Origin of the sequence: Flavobacterium ammoniigenes (assembly GCF_020886055.1) — a bacterium.
GTDB lineage: Bacteria > Bacteroidota > Bacteroidia > Flavobacteriales > Flavobacteriaceae > Flavobacterium > Flavobacterium ammoniigenes.
Genome location: NZ_AP025184.1, coordinates 1,796,396 through 1,815,279, shown reverse-complemented (window position 1 = coordinate 1,815,279; position 18,884 = coordinate 1,796,396). Strand labels below are relative to the sequence as shown.

The 18,884-nt window shown below is 34.8% G+C and carries 15 protein-coding genes; 8 read left to right on the top strand and 7 right to left on the bottom strand.

Annotated features, from left to right (window positions below; genetic code table 11):
- The first annotated feature begins 43 nt into the window (after positions 1-43).
- A complete protein-coding gene (locus LPC21_RS08355; RefSeq protein ID WP_229316713.1) occupies positions 44-1,186 on the top strand; it encodes a serine hydrolase in 1,143 nt (380 codons plus the stop codon).
- Here LPC21_RS08355 and LPC21_RS08350 read toward each other — a convergent pair.
- From LPC21_RS08350 to LPC21_RS08325, 6 genes are all read right to left on the bottom strand, one after another.
- On the bottom strand, positions 1,167-2,015 hold the full coding sequence (locus LPC21_RS08350; protein WP_229316712.1) for a substrate-binding domain-containing protein: 849 nt from the start codon (positions 2,013-2,015) through the stop codon (positions 1,167-1,169). The two genes, LPC21_RS08355 and LPC21_RS08350, sit on opposite strands and share 20 nt — an antisense overlap.
- 45 nt (positions 2,016-2,060) lie before the next feature.
- The gene (locus LPC21_RS08345; protein ID WP_229316711.1) at positions 2,061-2,594 is read right to left on the bottom strand and encodes a GNAT family N-acetyltransferase; all 534 of its coding nucleotides are present in this window, start codon (positions 2,592-2,594) and stop codon (positions 2,061-2,063) included.
- Between the two features lie 13 nt (positions 2,595-2,607).
- Positions 2,608-3,474, bottom strand: coding sequence for a nucleoside phosphorylase (locus tag LPC21_RS08340; protein ID WP_229316710.1), 867 nt, complete (start codon positions 3,472-3,474; stop codon positions 2,608-2,610).
- A gap of 46 nt (positions 3,475-3,520) precedes the next feature.
- Positions 3,521-3,853 (bottom strand): translation initiation factor, encoded by a 333-nt coding sequence (locus LPC21_RS08335; RefSeq protein ID WP_229316709.1) that lies wholly within the window; start codon positions 3,851-3,853, stop codon positions 3,521-3,523.
- Between the two features lie 8 nt (positions 3,854-3,861).
- Positions 3,862-4,815, bottom strand: coding sequence for an isopenicillin N synthase family dioxygenase (locus tag LPC21_RS08330; protein ID WP_229316708.1), 954 nt, complete (start codon positions 4,813-4,815; stop codon positions 3,862-3,864).
- 82 nt (positions 4,816-4,897) lie between these two features.
- A complete protein-coding gene (locus tag LPC21_RS08325) occupies positions 4,898-6,442 on the bottom strand; it encodes a hypothetical protein (protein WP_229316707.1) in 1,545 nt (514 codons plus the stop codon).
- 153 nt (positions 6,443-6,595) lie between these two features.
- Between LPC21_RS08325 and LPC21_RS08320 the strand changes: the two genes are divergently transcribed.
- The 7 genes from LPC21_RS08320 (at position 6,596) to acs (ending at position 16,657) form a co-directional block, all read left to right on the top strand.
- Positions 6,596-7,759, top strand: coding sequence for a 2-isopropylmalate synthase (locus LPC21_RS08320; protein ID WP_229316706.1), 1,164 nt, complete (start codon positions 6,596-6,598; stop codon positions 7,757-7,759).
- 18 nt (positions 7,760-7,777) lie between these two features.
- A complete protein-coding gene (gene leuB / locus LPC21_RS08315; RefSeq protein ID WP_229316705.1) occupies positions 7,778-8,893 on the top strand; it encodes a 3-isopropylmalate dehydrogenase in 1,116 nt (371 codons plus the stop codon).
- Positions 8,894-8,948: 55 nt separating this feature from the next.
- Positions 8,949-10,622, top strand: a complete 1,674-nt coding sequence (gene ilvD, locus LPC21_RS08310; RefSeq protein WP_229316704.1) for a dihydroxy-acid dehydratase — start codon at positions 8,949-8,951, stop codon at positions 10,620-10,622.
- Between the two features lie 40 nt (positions 10,623-10,662).
- Positions 10,663-12,348, top strand: coding sequence for a biosynthetic-type acetolactate synthase large subunit (gene ilvB / locus LPC21_RS08305; RefSeq protein ID WP_229316703.1), 1,686 nt, complete (start codon positions 10,663-10,665; stop codon positions 12,346-12,348).
- Between the two features lie 4 nt (positions 12,349-12,352).
- Positions 12,353-12,877, top strand: coding sequence for an acetolactate synthase small subunit (ilvN, locus tag LPC21_RS08300; RefSeq protein ID WP_229316702.1), 525 nt, complete (start codon positions 12,353-12,355; stop codon positions 12,875-12,877).
- Positions 12,878-12,891: 14 nt separating this feature from the next.
- Positions 12,892-14,364, top strand: a complete 1,473-nt coding sequence (gene ilvC, locus LPC21_RS08295; RefSeq protein ID WP_229316701.1) for a ketol-acid reductoisomerase — start codon at positions 12,892-12,894, stop codon at positions 14,362-14,364.
- Positions 14,365-14,749: 385 nt separating this feature from the next.
- The gene (gene acs / locus LPC21_RS08290) at positions 14,750-16,657 is read left to right on the top strand and encodes an acetate--CoA ligase (RefSeq protein ID WP_229316700.1); all 1,908 of its coding nucleotides are present in this window, start codon (positions 14,750-14,752) and stop codon (positions 16,655-16,657) included.
- Positions 16,658-16,704: 47 nt separating this feature from the next.
- Here the strand turns inward: acs and LPC21_RS08285 are convergent, their stop codons facing one another.
- Positions 16,705-18,801: an LTA synthase family protein gene (locus LPC21_RS08285; protein ID WP_229316699.1), complete on the bottom strand. Its 2,097-nt coding sequence runs from the start codon at positions 18,799-18,801 to the stop codon at positions 16,705-16,707.
- Between the last annotated feature and the right edge of the window lie 83 nt (positions 18,802-18,884).

The following is an 18,884-nucleotide window of genomic DNA, read 5'->3' as shown; positions in this document are numbered from 1 at the left end:
GACTAAATCAAACTTGTATAATTTAATTTGCAAATAGTATTAGATGTTAAACATTAAATATATCTTTTTTTCCATTCCATTTTTATGTTCTAGTTGTGTGATATCTAACAACGCATTGAAAAGCAATCCTCTGAATTTAGTCCTAGAATCCCAAAATCCAAAAATTCAAGTTGTCATGGATAATGCTCGTGAACATGAGCTACAAATTATCTACACGCAAATCAATAGAGACAAGGATGGAAAAATTTCTTTTCAAGACTATCAGTATAATGTCAATTCTAAGAATTATTTTTATCCGGCAAGTACAGTCAAATTGCCAATTGCACTTCTGGCTGTTGAAAAATTAAATTCAATGAATCTAACTACAGATAGTATTCATTTTAGGTTCGATGAAAAAAGGAGTTCATTGCATTTTCAAAAAGAAATTTCAAAACTTTTTGCATTAAGTGATAATGATGCAGCTAATAATTTGATCGAATTTACTGGATTTGATTATATAAATTCTAAAATGAAAGAAAAAGGACTGGTTCCATTTTCTTTAAATCACCGTTTATCCTCAACGAATTCAAGTAATAAAATAACTTCCTCAATTTTATTATATAAAAATGATAATTTAATTGCAGAACTTCCTTCTTTGAAGGGTAAAAATGTAAAAGCATTACATCTCAATTCCACCAAAAAAGGGATTGGTTATTTAGAAAATGATAGTATAGTAAAGGGAGCTTTTGATTTTTCTGCCAAAAATTATTACCCATTAGAAACATTACATTCTACACTCAAACGCCTTTTGTTCCCTCAAGAGTTTAAATTGAACGAGCGATTTAATTTAAATGAAACTGACCGTCAGTTTATATTATCTTCTATGTATCAACTTCCAAGAGAACAAGGTTTTGATGCTAAAGAATTTTATGATAGTTATTGCAAATTTTTCATTTTTGGCGACACAACCGATACCATTAATTCCTCTATTAAAATATATAATAAAATAGGTCAAGCCTATGGAACGCTAACTGATTGTGCTTACATCAATGATGAGAAAAATGGAGTTGAATTTATGGTAACGGCTACCTTGTTAGTCAACAAGAATAAAATATTCAATGATGGCATTTATGAATACGATGAAATTGGAATTCCATTTTTGGCAGAACTTGGAAGACAATTGTATACTATTTCGAAGTCCAAATAATCGAATCGCAATTGGAATCAATGATATTTAATTCTAACAATTGCTTTTGAATGCTTTCAAGTAAATCTAAATCTATTTTTTCTTGAGACCATTCGGTTAGGGATAACCATTCTTCTATATCTTCTGTTTTTTGATTATAGATAGTAGCTAACAGATTTACAATGTTTGGAATGCCTTTGAAGTTTTGGGTTTTGGCATTAATAATTTCAAGAACTCTTTTAATGGTCTCGGGTTGTGTAGCCAATACGTCTTCGCGCACCGCAATGACAAAACAGGGCCAAGGAGTAGGGCAGTCAGCTAGACGTCTAAAAATACCTTTGTCGACAAGTGGTTTTGTCATAAAACGCTCCCACATAAAATAATCAGCTCTTCCTTCGGTTAAGGCGGTCACACCACCATCGAGCGTGTTGACTATTTCAAATTGTAATTTGCTAGTTTCCCAACCTTGGTTTTTAGCATTGACAAAGGCCATTAATTGGGAGCCTGATCCCAGTCGTGAAATGGCTGCTTTGGTATTTTCTAAATCAGCAAGGTTCTGGAATGTTGAATGCGCAGCTACGTGAATTCCCCATATTAATGGCGATTCTACATACACTTGTACTATCTTAGATGGATTTCCGTTTACAATATCTTTGATGATGCCTTCGGTTAAAATCACCGCAATATCAGCAGTTCCATCGCGAAGCATTTGGCACATTTTACCTGTTCCTTCTGGTACATCAGTCCATTGCAAATCGATGTTTTCTTTTTCAAATTCGCCATTTTCAATACACAGGTGCCAAGGCAAATTGAAATGTTCAGGAACACCAACAATTTTTATTTGTATCATTTTTTATATATTGATATAAATACCCTAAAGTACTATCACATTTTTTTAAATAGTTGGATTAATCATTTGCCACCATTTCCAATTAATATCATCTTCAGCTATGTATACTTCCTTAAGCTGCATTCCGTTTTTTTCTAAAATATGATTAGAAGCACCATTTTCTGCATGAGTATATGCATTCATTTCTTTAATTTTCATTACATTGAATCCATATTCAAACCAAGCTTTCGTTGCTTCGGATGCATACCCTTTGTTCCAAAACTTTTCATTTAAACGGTAACCATAATCGTAAAAATTTGTATTTCCGTTTTCTACATGATCATTTACGAATTTTATACCTGACCAACCGATTAACTCGCCTGTTTCTTTTAAAATGGTGGAAAATCGACCAATTCCATTTTCAGTATATTGTTTTTGAACCATTTCGATATAGGCATATACTTCGTCAATATTTTCTACAGGTTTTTTCGATAAATAATGATGTGTGTTTGGGTTTTTGTCCATTTCAAATAGTGATTCAGCATCTGAAATTTCAAAAGGACGGAGTAATAGGCGTTCTGTTTCTATAATTAAATTCATATCATTTATTGATTTACTCAACCAATTTTTCTAAAGTATAAGCAATCAATTCATCCACTGCTTTGGTAGGATCTTCGCTAAAAGTCCCCGTCGCTCTATTGGCAATAATCGCATTCAAGGATAAGGCATTATGACCTAATAAGGCCGAAAGACCATAAATAGCTGTCGTTTCCATTTCGAGATTGGTAATTCGGTTACCGTTAAATTGGAAATGATCCATTTTTGAATTCAGCTGAACATCTTGAATAGGCAAACGTAATACACGACCTTGGGGTCCGTAAAAACCTCCGATAGTACAGGTAATTCCTTTGTACATTCGGTCGCTTACCATTCTTATAGCTAAAGTTTCAGAGCAAGCAATAGCATAAGGTCTGCCTTTGCGAATTTCCCATTGGGTTTGTGTTATAAATGCATCCTCAATTCCAGGATGTGTAACTTCATCTACGATGTACGAGCGCAACATATTGTCCAGTCCAATTCCGTATTGAGACATCACAAAACTATCAATTGGAATATCGGCTTGAATTGCTCCTGAAGTTCCAATGCGAATTATATTTAAGGAGGTCAAATTCTCTTTCGGTTGTCGCGTTGTTAAATCAATATTGACTAGGGCGTCTAATTCGTTCAGGACAATGTCAATATTATCGGGACCAATTCCTGTAGAAAGCACCGTCAACCGTTTGCCTTTATAGATTCCGGTTTGGGTTTTAAACTCTCTTTTCTGAATTGAAAATTCAATGCTGTCAAAGAATTGTGTGATTTTTTCCACACGATCTGGATCGCCAACAAAAATAATATCGGTGGCAATATTTTCAGGTTTCAGATTCAAGTGATACACACTTCCATCTGGATTTAATATCAATTCTGATGATTGTATCATGATTGTTTTTTAACTGAACACTACTAACTGTTCACTGTATACTTTCTTATCCGCCTACACGTTTGGTTTTAAAACCTTTGTCTTGAAGCATTTTCATAATGCGATCGCGATAATCCCCTTGAATGATAATCTCACCATCCTTGAATGTTCCACCAACTGCAAGTTTACTTTTGATTTCTTTAGCTAAAATCTTAAAATCTTCGTCAGCACCTTCATATCCAGCAATAATAGTAGTTGGTTTTCCTTTGCGCTTTTCGAATTTGCAAATCATAGGTTCCACTTGTACATATAATTCGTGATCGTTTTCAGTAACCACTTCGGGTTCATTTGAAATTTGGTGGTCAGGAAATAGGTTTTTTAACTGATCTTGTAAATCCATTGTTTCAATTATTTTTTAACTAATCCCAACTCGACTAATCGTTCGTTCAAGTAGTCGCCAGCAGTAATGTCTTCAAACTGTTTTGGATGTTCATCATCGATACATTCTTCCAAACAATTCAGTGGCATATCACTCACCGGATGCATGAAAAAAGGAATAGAATATCGTGAAGTTCCCCATAATTCTCTGGGCGGATTTACTACTTGATGAATGGTTGATTTTAGTTTATTGTTGGTATGTCGGGATAACATATCGCCTACATTAATCATTAATTCATCTGGCTGCGCCATTGCGTCAATCCAATCGCCATTGTGATTTTGGACTTGCAAGCCTTTTCCTTGAGCACCCATCAAAAGAGTAATTAAGTTGATGTCCCCATGAGCGGCTGCACGAACGGCGCCATCTTTAGGTTCGTCAGTAATAGGAGGGTAGTGGATTGGACGTAAAATACTGTTCCCCTCTTTGATAAAATTATCAAAATAGAATTCGTCTAAACCAATGTGAATAGCCAAAGCTCTTAAAACATAAACACCTGTTTTCTCCAGCATTTGATAGGCTTCTTTACCAGTCAAATTAAATTCAGCTAATTCGTTAACAGTTACGTTTTTAGGATATTCGGCAGCATATTTGGAGTCTTTACTCACAAACTGACCAAAATGCCAAAACTCTTTTAAATCGCCAGCAGATCGTCCTTTAGCATGTTCTTTTCCGAAGGATACATAGCCACGTTGTCCGCCAATTCCAGGAATTTCATATTTAGCTTTAGTGTCCAAAGGCAACGAAAAGAAGTTGCGCACTTCACGGTATAAATTTTCAACTAATTGGTCATTTAAAAAATGTCCTTTTAATGCTACAAAGCCAATATCTTCGTAGGCTCTTCCGATTTCATTTACAAATTTTTGTTTACGTGTCGGGTCTTCCGACAGGAAATCACGCAAGTCAACACTAGGAATGTTTTGCATAGGGTATGTATTAAATATCATTTTAAGCGAAAACGCTAAAAACAAATGTAAGTAATATTTTTAATTGTATAAAGAGTGCTAATTAGCGGTTACTCAATTGGGCTTTTTCACGAATAATGTCTCCAATTTTTCTATTTTCAATTTTACTTTCCAACCAAGAAATGATATCAAGATATAAGAAAGCGCGTTTTTCGTAGGTGTTTTTTTCTAATTCAATAAAGCGTTCTTTCATTGTAATAAACTCTTTTTTAATATCTCCAGGATAGATCGAATTCAGATTTTTCAGGAAGCGAATAATTTCTTTTTGAACTTCATTTAAGTCATTCATTTTCAATAGAAATTTATAGGTGCTCTTCAATTGATTCTCTAAGTAATAATCATTCCCTAATTCGTAATGTAAAATCAAATACAAGAGGCGAGCAAAGCACATCAAATCTTCGCGCATGGTCAGATTTTTATTGTTGATGATTTTTTCCAAATAGAATACCGAATCGGTGTATTTTTCGTTTCCAAAATAAATGCAGGCAATTTTATAATAAAACAACATTTCGTGATGTTCGTCTAAATGTTCACTGTGCTGATTCATTTTGTATAAAACTTCGGGAATCAAGTATTCACTTTCGGCAAAACTCCCTTCAAGAATGTGATAATTTAATTTGTTATTGTATAAATACAAAAACGACAATGACGCGATATTATCATTTACTGGGAATTTTGGGTCGTGAATGGTTTCTTCAAGTTGTACCAAGTACTTTTTGAAATTAGACTTGTATTTCAACATGAACAAGGATTCTAATAAATAATGATTACCCTTCAAGAAAAACACGGGATTAAGGTATATCATACTCGGATTATCATAAAAAAGAGTCACCCATTTGTGCGCAAATTTGTAACAAGATAAAAAGTCTTGCACTAAGAAACTACGCCAAAGGTTGGCATTATAGTACCAATATTTCTCTCTGAAACCGAATTTATCTTCATCAAATTTCGCAATATGTTTGTTGAAATAATCGTCAATATGTTGGTACTCATCATCGCTTTTGACATAACCTGTTTTAAGCATGATGCCATATAATTGCAGTGATAAATTGGATAATTTACTTGAAATAGTGTTGCGATAGTTTAACTCTTTGGCTTGAACAGCCAATTCATCCGCACGACCTTGAATACTTCGGGTAATGTATTGTGATTCGATTAGTTTTTCGAATTCCACAATTTCATACGCCATGTGTTTTTCGTCGTTTTCAAGCGCTTGCTGTTTGGTTTTATCCAAGATTTTTAAACTCTGTTTGTACAAGCCTTTGTTGTACAGAATTGTAGCAAAATCAATCTGTTCACGCAATTGGTAACGCATATTTTGGCTTGGAATATTCAATCGAATACTCACCAAAATTTGTTTGTATAAATAGGATTTTAAATTGGATAATTGTACTTTTTTGATACTGCCACTTTTCAAAATAAGTTTCTCATCATAGACTTCGGATTTGTCCAAAATATTGAACAATTCGATGAATTTTGTATTGGAACTGGTCTCCAAACGGCTTGCGAAAATCTTGAATTGGCGTTTCTCTGATTTTGAAAGCGATTTTATTAATACAAATAAGAAATCTTTTTGATGGTTAGCCATTGTAAAATATAAAGATTTAAAATATTGACAATCAATTGCTTATATAGTAATTATGGGCTTTATAAGCAGTATATTTAAGTAAAATGATTTTTGATACAAACTATTAAAATCTAATTTTGTTTCAAGATGTGAAATTACATTAAATAAACGAAAATGAATAAAGATAAAGTTCAAATTTTTGACACCACTTTAAGAGATGGCGAACAGGTCCCAGGATGTAAGTTAGATACTGCTCAAAAGCTTATTATTGCTAGTCGTTTAGACGAAATGGGTGTTGATATTATCGAAGCAGGATTTCCTGTTTCAAGTCCAGGAGATTTTTTATCTGTTTCTGAAATCAGTAAAATTGTAAAAAATGCCACAGTTTGTGGTTTAACTCGTGCTGTTAAAAATGACATTGATGTAGCCGCACAAGCATTACAATACGCCAAAAGACCTCGTATTCATACAGGAATTGGTACTTCTGAATCACACATTGTACATAAATTAAATACTACTAAAGAAGATATTATTGCCCGAGCCAAAGCAGCTGTTGCCCATGCTAAAACCTATGTGGAAGATGTAGAATTCTATGCAGAAGATGCGGGTAGAACAGACAATGCGTTCTTAGCGCAAGTTTGCGAAGAAGTAATTAAATCCGGCGCTACCGTTCTTAATATCCCTGACACAACGGGATATTGTTTACCTGATGAGTACGGAGCTAAAATTAAATACCTAAAAGAAAACGTAAAAGGAATTGACAATGTGACGATTTCTTGTCACTGTCACAATGATTTAGGAATGGCTACCGCCAATTCGATCGCTGGTGCTATTAACGGTGCTCGTCAAATAGAATGTACGATTAATGGTATTGGTGAAAGAGCTGGTAATACTGCTTTAGAAGAAGTGGTAATGGTGTTCAAACAACATCCTTATTTGAATTTATATACAGATGTCAATTCAAAACAATTGAACGAAATGAGCCGATTGGTTTCTGACAGCATGGGAATGATGGTGCAACCTAATAAAGCAATTGTGGGTGCTAATGCTTTTGCACACAGTTCTGGAATTCACCAAGACGGTGTAATTAAAAATAGAGCGACTTACGAAATTATTGATCCTTTGGACGTAGGAGTGAATGAATCTTCTATTATTCTAACTGCTAGAAGTGGTAGAGCTGCCTTGGCTTACCGTGCAAAAAAAGTGGGCTATGAATTGACCAAAGTGCAATTGGATATCGTATATGTTGAGTTCTTGAAATTTGCCGATATTAAGAAAGAAGTACTTGATGAAGATATTCACCAAATAGTTGAAGCCAGTAAATGTTTACAGGCCTAATTTCTAAAAACGTATACAATGAATTTAAAAATAGCAGTACTTTCAGGAGACGGAATTGGTCCAGAGGTAACCTTGCAAGCTAAGAAAGCTTTGCATGCTATTGGCGTGGTGTACAATCACGAATTTGTTTTTGAAGATGCTTATATTGGTGCTATTGCCATCGAAAAAACGGGAAAACCACTTCCTGAACAGACCTTGAATTTATGTAGAAATACCGATTCTATTTTGTTTGGTGCTATTGGTGATCCGAAATACGATAACAATCCAGAGGCCAAAGTACGCCCGGAACAAGGTTTGCTTCAACTTCGTAAAGAATTGGGTTTGTTTGCCAATATCAGACCGATCAAAGCCTATCCTAAGTTGATGAATTCATCGCCAATTAAAAAAGAAGTGCTTCAGGGTACTGATTTTGTGGTGTATCGAGAACTCAATGGCGGACTGTATTTTGGAGAAAAGAATACTAATGAAGCGGGAACTTATGCTTCTGATTTGTGTGAATACAATGAAGAAGAAATTATAAAAATTACCCATTTGGCTTTTAAAGAAGCACAAAATCGCCGTAAAAAAGTGACTTTGGTAGATAAAGCCAATGTATTAGAAACTTCAAGATTATGGCGTAAAGTAGTAACTAAAATCGCTACCGAATACCCAGATGTTACTTTAGAATGCATGTATGTTGACAATGCTTCAATGCAAATTATTGTCAATCCAAGACAATTTGATGTGCTGTTAACTGATAATTTATTTGGTGATATTTTATCCGATGAAGCTAGTGTGATTTCAGGTTCTATTGGGTTAATGTCATCCGCTTCTATAGGAGAAAAGCATTCGTTATTTGAACCAATACACGGCTGTTATACCGAAGCCAAAGGAAAAAATATAGCCAATCCGATTGCTTCCATACTTTCTGTAGCCTTGTTATTAGATCATTTTGGTTTGGATACAGAATCCAAAAAAGTGATTGCAGCGGTTGAAAAAGCAATTGTTAGTAATGTCGTCACTGTGGATTTGAAAGTAGACTCGCAATTTGGAACCAACGAAGTAGGAGACTTTGTGGTGAACTACATTTTAAACGAAGGAGATCTGTATTTCAAAAAAGACTTCGTTCAACTCGGTCAATCAACAATAGTATAAAAATAAATAAAACAGAAGTTAATTATTGAACTTCAAAATAATAAGAATAACAACAATGGAATTAAATAAATACAGTAAGACAATCACGCAAGACGAAACACAACCTGCTTCTCAAGCCATGTTGTACGGAATTGGATTAACTGAAGAAGATCTTAAAAAAGCGCAGGTAGGAATTGTGAGTATGGGTTATGATGGAAATACTTGTAACATGCACTTAAATGATTTAGCAAAGGATATCAAAGCGGGTGTTTGGAAAGCGGATTTAGTAGGTTTAATTTTTAATACTATTGGTGTAAGTGATGGTATTTCAAATGGTAATGATGGAATGCGTTATTCTTTGGTATCTAGAGATATTATTGCAGATTCAATTGAAGCAGTAATGGGAGCTCAATGGTATGATGCCATGATTGCAGTTCCCGGTTGTGATAAAAACATGCCAGGATCAGTAATGGCTATGGGTAGACTAAATCGCCCTTCAATTATGGTCTATGGCGGTTCTATTCATTCTGGAAAATGGAAAGGTGAATCGTTGAATATCGTTTCAGCTTTTGAAGCTTTAGGAAAAAAATTCAACAACACCATTACACCGGAAGATTTCAAAGGTGTAATTCAAAATGCATGTCCAGGAGCAGGTGCTTGTGGTGGAATGTATACTGCTAATACGATGTCATCGGCAATTGAAGCCTTAGGGATGAGTTTACCATATAGTTCTTCAAATCCAGCATTAAGTCCAGAAAAGAAACAAGAGTGTGTGGATGCGGGTAAAGCAATTAAACTTTTATTAGAGAAAGACATCAAGCCAAGAGATATTATGACCCGTAAGGCATTTGAAAATGCCATAACGATGGTTGCTGTTTTAGGTGGCTCTACCAATGCAGTGATGCATATAATTGCTATTGCACATTCGGTAGGAATTGAATTGACTTTAAAAGATTTCCAAGACATTAGTGATAGAACTCCATTATTGGCTGATTTGAAACCAAGTGGTAAATACTTAATGGAAGACTTACACGAAGTAGGAGGTGTGCCTGCAGTTATGAAGTATTTATTACAAGAAGGATTTTTACACGGTGATTGTTTAACAGTAACCGGAAAAACAATAGCTGAAAATTTAGCTTCAGTTCCAAGTTTGAAAGACGGACAAGATGTTATTCACGAGGTTACTAATGCATTGAAAGCTACAGGAAACATTCAAATTCTCTATGGTAACATCGCGACTGAGGGATGTGTTGCCAAAATTAGTGGTAAAGAAGGAGAGTTTTTTGAAGGTACAGCAATTGTTTACGAAAATGAGCAACTAGCCATAACTGGAGTTAGAGCTGGAGAAGTGAAACCCGGAAATGTTGTAGTTATTCGGTACTGTGGTCCTAAAGGAGGCCCAGGAATGTCAGAAATGTTGAAACCAACATCGGCAATTATGGGAGCTGGTTTAGGTAGTACAGTTGCTTTGATTACAGACGGACGTTTCTCAGGAGGTTCGCACGGTTTTGTTGTAGGGCATGTAACGCCAGAAGCTTACGAAGGAGGTGCTATTGCTTTAATTGAAAATGGAGATGTCATTACAATAGATGCAGTTAAAAACACCATCAACGTCAAAATTTCTGATGAAGAAATGGCTATACGAAGAGCCAATTGGGTACAACCACCATTGAAAGTGACACAAGGAGTTTTACTAAAATATGCAAGAGCAGTTTCAAGTGCGGCAACAGGTTGTGTTACAGATAAATAAATTATTCTGAGCTATTTAAATAATCAAATAGAGTAAAAAAATGAGAATATCAGGTGCAGAAGCTGTTATTAGATGCTTATTAGAAGAAGGAGTAAACTTGGTTTATGGTTACCCAGGGGGAGCGATTATGCCAGTTTATGACGAATTATATAAATTCAAAGACGAATTACATCATGTTTTAGTTCGTCATGAGCAAGGTGCAACGCATGCTGCTCAAGGTTTTGCCAGAGCAACTGGAAAAGTTGGAGTAGCCATCGCTACTTCAGGCCCAGGAGCTACCAATTTAGTAACTGGAATTGCCGATGCGCAAATAGATTCGACACCAATGGTTTGTATTACAGGCCAAGTAGGAAAACATTTGTTAGGATCGGATGCCTTTCAAGAAACAGACATTATTAGTATTTCGACTCCTGTAACCAAATGGAATTACCAAATTACAGAAGCACACGAGATTCCAGAAATCATGGCGAAGGCTTTTTACATCGCTAAATCAGGTCGTCCAGGTCCCGTTTTAATTGATATTACTAAGAATGCACAGTTTGACGAATTGGATTTTAGTTATAAAAAATGTACTAGCATTCGTAGTTATGTTCCAAAGCCAACCATGAAAATGGATCAAGTTAAAGCGGCTGCTGAAATCATTAATAGAGCCAAAAAACCGATGATTGTTTTTGGTCAAGGAATTATTCTTGGCGAAGCGGAAGCCGAATTAAAAGCATTTGTAGAAAAAACTGGAATTCCTGCTGCATGGACTGTTTTAGGTCTTTCGGCAATGCCAACAGTTCATCCCTTAAATGTGGGTATGGTAGGTATGCATGGAAATTATGGTCCTAATGTATTGACTAATGAATGTGATGTTTTAATTGCTTTAGGAATGCGTTTTGACGACCGTGTTACGGGTAATTTAGCTACTTATGCGAAACAAGCCAAAGTCATTCATTTTGAAATTGATCCTGCCGAAGTAGATAAAAACGTGAAAGCGGATGTAGCTGTTTTAGGAGATGTAAAAGAAACTTTAGCTGCTATACTTTCTATGGTAGATTCTAAGACGCACGAATCTTGGCACAACGAATTTAAAGAAAAATACAATATCGAATTAGAAGCGGTTATTAATGACGAATTACAACCGAAGAAAGAAGGCATCTCAATGGGAGAAACCATTGAAATGATTAACAAGCACTCGAAAGGAGATGCAATTATGGTTTCGGACGTGGGGCAACACCAAATGTTTACCTGTCGTTATTCCAAATTCAATTCGACTAAAAGTAATATTACTTCTGGAGGATTAGGAACTATGGGATTTGCATTGCCTGCAGCTATTGGAGCCAAAATGGGTCGTCCTGATCGTGAAGTAGTTGCTATAATTGGTGATGGTGGTTTTCAAATGACTATCCAAGAATTAGGTACTATTTTTCAAACGCAAGTTCCTGTGAAGATTGTAGTATTGAATAACGAGTTTTTAGGAATGGTGCGCCAATGGCAACAACTGTTTTTTGACAAACGTTATGCTTCTACCGAAATGATCAATCCGAATTTTATTGCTATTGCCGAAGGGTATTACATCAAAGCAAAGAAAGTAACAAAACGAGAAGATTTGGATGCAGCAGTTGCTGAAATGATGGCTTCAAAGGAATCGTATTTCCTAGAAGTTTTAGTAGAAAAAGAGAATAATGTATTCCCAATGATTCCAACAGGAGCTTCAGTTTCTGATATCCGATTAAGTTAATACTATGGAAAATAAAACATTCACCATTTCTGTATATTCAGAAAACAACGTAGGCTTACTGAATAGAATATCTGTGATATTCTTGAAACGCCATATCAATATTTTAAGTTTAAATGTATCCGAATCAGAAATCGAAAATGTTTCTCGTTTTGTAATTGTTGTGGATACTACTGAAAAATGGGTTAAAAATATTGTTGGTCAAATCGAAAAACAAATCGAGGTAATCAAAGCATTTTATCATATTGATGAAGAAACCATTTTCTTGGAAAGTGCTATTTTCAAAATCAATTCGAGTTTGTTGTTTGACGAAAGACAAATTCAAAATATCATCAAAGAAAGTCACTCTGAAATAGTAACTGTTTCCAGAGACTTTTTTGTAATCTCAAAAACAGGACGTCGTTCGGAAATTGATGAGTTACATGCAAAATTAAAACCTTTCGGAATTATGCAATTTGTGCGTTCAGGAAGAATTTCGGTTTCCAAAGAAAAAATGGAAATTACCAGTTTATTAGAAGAATTACAATCATAAATTAAATAGAAAAAATGGCAAATTATTTCAATTCATTACCACTAAGATTACAATTAGAACAATTAGGAGTTTGTGAATTCATGGATCAATCTGAATTCGCAGAAGGAACTCAAGCATTAGCTGGTAAAAAAGTAGTAATCGTAGGATGTGGAGCTCAAGGTTTGAACCAAGGTTTAAACATGAGAGATTCAGGTTTAGATATTTCTTATGCTTTACGTGCTGAAGCTATTGCAGAAAAAAGAGCTTCTTATAAAAATGCTGCTGATAATGGTTTCAAAGTGGGAACCTATGAAGAATTAATCCCAACAGCTGATTTAGTATGTAACCTTACTCCAGATAAGCAACATACTGCAGTAGTGAATGCGATCATGCCTTTGATGAAAAAAGGCGCTACTTTAGCGTATTCTCACGGTTTTAATATCGTAGAAGAAGGAATGCAAATTCGTAAAGACTTAACCGTTATTATGTGTGCTCCAAAATGTCCGGGTTCTGAAGTTCGTGAAGAATACAAAAGAGGATTTGGTGTTCCAACCTTAATCGCAGTTCACCCAGAAAATGATCCAAATGGAGTAGGTTTGGCTCAAGCCAAAGCCTATGCAGTAGCAACAGGTGGACATAGAGCAGGTGTATTGCGTTCTTCATTCGTTGCTGAAGTAAAATCTGATTTAATGGGAGAACAAACTATCCTTTGTGGTTTATTGCAAACAGGTTCTATCTTGTGTTTTGACAAAATGGTAGCTGAAGGAGTAGATGCTGGATATGCTTCTAAATTAATTCAATACGGATGGGAAACCATTACTGAAGGATTGAAACATGGTGGTATCACTAATATGATGGACCGTTTATCAAATCCTGCTAAAATTGCCGCTTTCAATGTAGCTGAAGAATTGAAAGAGATTATGCGTCCGTTGTTCCAAAAACATATGGATGATATTATTTCAGGGCACTTCTCTAAAACCATGATGGAAGACTGGGCAAATGATGATAAAAATTTATTGGCTTGGAGAGCAGCAACTGGAGAAACAAATTTTGAAAAAACACCAGCTGGTGATGTCGAAATCTCGGAACAAGAGTATTATGACAATGGAGTATTAATGGTGGCCATGGTTAAAGCGGGTGTGGAATTAGCTTTTGAAGCGATGACTGACTCTGGAATCATTGAAGAATCAGCATATTACGAATCATTACACGAAACACCACTTATTGCCAATACCATTGCAAGAAAGAAATTATTTGAAATGAACCGAGTAATTTCTGATACAGCAGAGTATGGTTGTTACTTATTTGATCACGCATGTAAACCGTTAATTGCAGACTATGTTAAAAATGCGCCTTCTAATTTAGTGGGTCGTCCATTTAACAACGGAAGCAATGGAGTTGATAATAAAGAATTAATCGAAGTGAACAGCATCATTCGTAACCATCCAGTAGAAGAAGTGGGAGCTTGGTTGAGAGAATCGATGACGGCTATGAAGAAAATTGTATAGTAAGACAAGGAATTACACTAATTAAAGTAATTAGCATTATGTCATCATAAATCCCAAATTTTGAATTAGTTACATTTTTGAGACTAATAGATATAAAGTTATGCCAATTACAATCACTTCACTCTCAATAGAAAGTGAAGTGATGTAATTCCTATAAAATACAAACAATTAATTGTTGTTAAATTTTGTTCGTAAAAAGCGAGATAGTTTATTCTATCTCGCTTTTTTAGTTTTGTATCAAATTTATAAATAAATCAATAATTAACCATATTGTTAAATAATCTAATAAATATTGCATAATGTTAAAATAGTATGCCCAATTAATCAATTTAAATATTTTATTCATTCCAATAGATTTAATACTTTTATAAAAAATAAAGGAGTTATGAGTTACTACAAAATTGACAATTTCGAACAATACTTTAAACATTATAATAAATCCATTCGCGAACCAAGAAAATTTTGGGGAAAAATAGCAGAAGAAAACTTTACTTGGTACCAACAATGGGATAAAGTGGTTGACTTTGATATGGAGAATGCCGATATTAAATGGTTTACTGAAGCCAAAGTTAATATTGTTAAGAATTGTATCGATCGTCATTTGGCTAAAAGGGGAGAAAAAACAGCGATTATTTTTGAACCGAATAATCCAGACGAATCTGCACTGCATATCACTTACAATGAACTCTATGAACGTGTTGGAAAAATGGCCAATGTGTTGAGAGAACAAGGCATTAAAAAAGGCGATCGAGTTTGTATTTATCTTCCAATGATACCTGAATTAGCAGTTTCAGTTTTAGCGTGTGCCAGAATTGGTGCCATTCATTCCGTTGTTTTTGCAGGATTTTCTGCCTCAGCAGTTGCTTCGAGAATTAATGATTCTGAATGCAAAATGGTGATCACATCGGATGGTGGATTCCGTGGCAATAAAACCATTGATTTAAAAGGTATTATTGACGATGCATTGGTCAATTGTCCTACTGTTAACTCAGTATTAGTGGCCAAAAGAACAAATACTACTATCAATATGAAAGAAGGACGCGACCAATGGTTGCAACCTCTTTTGGATGCAGCGTTGACCAATAATGTTGCTGAAATAATGGATGCAGAAGATCCTTTGTTTATTTTGTATACTTCAGGTTCTACAGGAAAACCAAAAGGAATGGTGCACACTACAGCAGGTTATATGGTATATACCGCCTATACTTTTAAAAATGTTTTTAACTACGAAGAGAATGATATTTTTTGGTGTACTGCTGATATAGGTTGGATTACGGGTCATTCTTATATTCTGTACGGACCTTTATTAAACGGAGCCACAACAGTTATTTTTGAAGGAATTCCTTCTTATCCCGACTTCAGTCGTTTTTGGGAAGTGATCGAAAAACACAAAGTCACACAATTTTATACTGCGCCAACAGCCATTCGTGCATTGGCTAAAGAGAGTTTAGACTATGTACAAAAATTCCCATTCAAATCGTTAAAAGTAATTGGATCTGTAGGAGAACCTATTAATGAAGAAGCATGGCATTGGTACAATGACCACGTAGGTGGCAAAAAATGTCCCGTCGTTGATACTTGGTGGCAAACCGAAACAGGAGGTATTTTAATTTCTCCAATTGCTTTTGTAACCCCAACTAAACCGACTTATGCTACGCTACCATTACCGGGAATACAACCCGTACTAATGGATGATAAACGCAACGAAATTGAAGGTAATCAAGTGGTAGGTAGTTTGTGTATCAAATTTCCTTGGCCTGGAATAGCCAGAACTATTTGGGGAGACCACCAACGTTATAAAGACACTTATTTTAGTGCTTTCCCAGGTAAATATTTTACCGGTGATGGAGCTTTACGTGACGAAGTAGGTTATTATAGAATTACGGGTCGTGTTGATGATGTGGTTATTGTATCTGGACATAATTTAGGAACTGCGCCAATTGAAGACGCCATCAACGAGCATCCAGCCGTAGCTGAATCGGCGATTGTTGGTTTTCCTCATGATATCAAAGGGAATGCATTGTACGGTTATGTAATTTTAAAAGAAACAGGGGAGTACCGAGATAGAGATAATTTGAGCAAAGAAATCAACCAACATATTTCAGACCATATTGGGCCTATCGCGAAATTAGATAAAATTCAATTCGTATCCGGTTTACCTAAAACTCGTTCCGGAAAAATCATGCGTAGAATCTTGCGTAAAATTGCAGAAGGCGACTTCTCTAATTTTGGAGATACAACTACTTTATTAAATCCTGAAGTTATTGAAGAAATTAAAGTTGGTAAGCTATAATTTCAAATCAACTTACAATATAAAAGGAGCCATTATGGCTCCTTTTTTTATTTGTTTTGGTACTTCTTTTTCTTCAATAAGTCGGAGGCCGTTTGATAATACGAAACTGTTTCATTGACTAAGTCGGTTCTTTCTTTTTTCAATAATACCTGGTCATAATAAAGTTGAAATTCAGGAGCCATTTTTTGGTTTGGTTTCAAGCTCAATTGGAATTGTTTGACCTGTTGTTTTGGCGATATAATCGTCAAAACATTGTCTTTTATCAAACCTAAATCCTGATAGGTAGCAATCAATGCTCTTGGCTTGTAATCAGATTCCAATACATCTTGTCCGTAAAACTTACTTTCATAGCTAAAATTCAATAAGCCCATTAGTGTGGGCATTACATCAATTTGGGACATTAATTGGTTGTACTTTTGAGGTGCAATAAATCCTGGACTATATACCATAGCCGGAATTCTATATTTGTCCAAAGGTAATTCTGTTTTACCTGCACTAGAAGCACAATGATCCGCAATAATCACAAAAACAGTGTTGTTGAACCAAGCTTGTTTTTTTGCCATATCAAAGAATTGCTTCAATGCATAGTCGGTATATTTTACTCCGCCATCTCTTGATTTCGCATCACCCGGAATGTCAATTTTATTGTTCGGATACGTAAATGGTCGATGGTTACTTACAGTCATCCAATGATTAAAGAATGGCTTTCCTGTTTTTGCTTCGGCATTCATAACTTGGATTGCTTTATTTGCCATATCTTCATCACATACCCCCCAAACATTGGAAAAAGTAATTTCACTCGGATTCAATGATTTCTTATCAATTATACCATAACCATTTCCAGAGAAAAAATCTTCCATATTATCAAAAAAGGCATCACCACCATACAAGTAGTTTACATTATATCCTTTTTGTTTGAAAACATTTCCAGTAGAAAATTTGTTTTTATTGTCTTTTCGTTTTACGACACTTTCTCCGGCTGTTGGAGGAAAGCAAAGCGTTACAGCTTCGAGACCACGAACGGTTCGATTGCCCACGGCGTACAAATTGGTGAATTGTAAACTTTGGGTGGCCAATTCATCCAAAAACGGGGTAATATTGTTTTCGTTACCATAGGCTTTCATAAAATCAGCGCTGTAGCTTTCAATTGTAATCAGTACAACATTTTTATGAGTTTCTTGTCCTTTTCCATTAATAAATCGCGAAGTTGATTCACTTGATATACCTGGTATTTGCTCTTTCAAAATAGCATAGGCTTCATTACTTGGAATCGTTTTGTAAAATTTAAAGTAATCCAATTCACTATGTATGAAAGCCAAATAGAATTTATAAATTCCATTGGATTGCAATTCATTAGTAAAGATGTTTTGAGAATTTTCTTTGGCAGCTAAAAATGGAACGGTCACTAATGAAAAGCCTAAAAGAACTAAATACAATCCTGAAATTTTAATTTTTTCTACAAAAGTTGGGATCGATTCTAAGTAATTTTTAGAGTGTTTTACAATGAAATAGGTAATAGTGCCTGATAAAATAAAAAGGGCAGTGAAAATGGGTATTACAGGATAGGACTGCATTATATTACCAATTACTTCATTGGTATACACCAAATAGTTCACAGCGATAAAATTGTATTTTACACCAAATTCATTCCAAAAGAAAAATTCACTAATTGCATTTTGAAGTATTAAAGTTACGTATAGAAAAATCACAAATGAAAATAACCAAAAACGAATAGTTTGACGGTATTTTGGAAGAAATAATAATAAACCAAATAGTAGTGTTTTTAATCCAATGAATGCCATTCCTATTTCAGGTAAAGCGCCTCCATATTCATTTAAAATTGTATTCCCAAATGCCACATACAAAAACAAACTTACCAATGTTCCAAACAGTAAATATCCCGTTGGTTGTAGGTATTTTGAATTGGAAATAAATACTAAGTACAACCACAAAAAACTACTCAATACGATAAATACCAAACTATCAGATACGACTCCAAAAACAACTATTTTGAATAGATCAAGCCCTGAAAAACTCGCTTGTGTAATGGGATGAAATAATAATATGGTTCTTAAAAAAAAGCTTACAATTAAATAAAATAAAGTAAGTGTATAGAAAGGAGATAGTTTTTTTAGTAAAGACATTTTGAATTTATTTTTTGCAAAAATAAACAATTTGAAAGTAATACGAACTGCTATAAAAACTATCACACATTCTATATTCAAAA

Bases quoted from the DNA above. Each gene is read 5' to 3' on its own strand.
- LPC21_RS08320 (WP_229316706.1), top strand. From the start codon at position 6,596: ATGAATAAAGATAAAGTTCAAATTTTTGACACCACTTTAAGAGATGGC.
- LPC21_RS08285 (WP_229316699.1), bottom strand. From the start codon at position 18,801: ATGTCTTTACTAAAAAAACTATCTCCTTTCTATACACTTACTTTATTT.
- LPC21_RS08340 (WP_229316710.1), bottom strand. From the start codon at position 3,474: ATGATACAATCATCAGAATTGATATTAAATCCAGATGGAAGTGTGTAT.
- ilvB (WP_229316703.1), top strand. From the start codon at position 10,663: ATGAGAATATCAGGTGCAGAAGCTGTTATTAGATGCTTATTAGAAGAA.
- LPC21_RS08335 (WP_229316709.1), bottom strand. From the start codon at position 3,853: ATGGATTTACAAGATCAGTTAAAAAACCTATTTCCTGACCACCAAATT.
- LPC21_RS08325 (WP_229316707.1), bottom strand. From the start codon at position 6,442: ATGGCTAACCATCAAAAAGATTTCTTATTTGTATTAATAAAATCGCTT.
- ilvN (WP_229316702.1), top strand. From the start codon at position 12,353: ATGGAAAATAAAACATTCACCATTTCTGTATATTCAGAAAACAACGTA.
- ilvC (WP_229316701.1), top strand. From the start codon at position 12,892: ATGGCAAATTATTTCAATTCATTACCACTAAGATTACAATTAGAACAA.
- LPC21_RS08350 (WP_229316712.1), bottom strand. From the start codon at position 2,015: ATGATACAAATAAAAATTGTTGGTGTTCCTGAACATTTCAATTTGCCT.
- acs (WP_229316700.1), top strand. From the start codon at position 14,750: ATGAGTTACTACAAAATTGACAATTTCGAACAATACTTTAAACATTAT.
- leuB (WP_229316705.1), top strand. From the start codon at position 7,778: ATGAATTTAAAAATAGCAGTACTTTCAGGAGACGGAATTGGTCCAGAG.
- LPC21_RS08330 (WP_229316708.1), bottom strand. From the start codon at position 4,815: ATGCAAAACATTCCTAGTGTTGACTTGCGTGATTTCCTGTCGGAAGAC.
- LPC21_RS08345 (WP_229316711.1), bottom strand. From the start codon at position 2,594: ATGAATTTAATTATAGAAACAGAACGCCTATTACTCCGTCCTTTTGAA.
- ilvD (WP_229316704.1), top strand. From the start codon at position 8,949: ATGGAATTAAATAAATACAGTAAGACAATCACGCAAGACGAAACACAA.
- LPC21_RS08355 (WP_229316713.1), top strand. From the start codon at position 44: ATGTTAAACATTAAATATATCTTTTTTTCCATTCCATTTTTATGTTCT.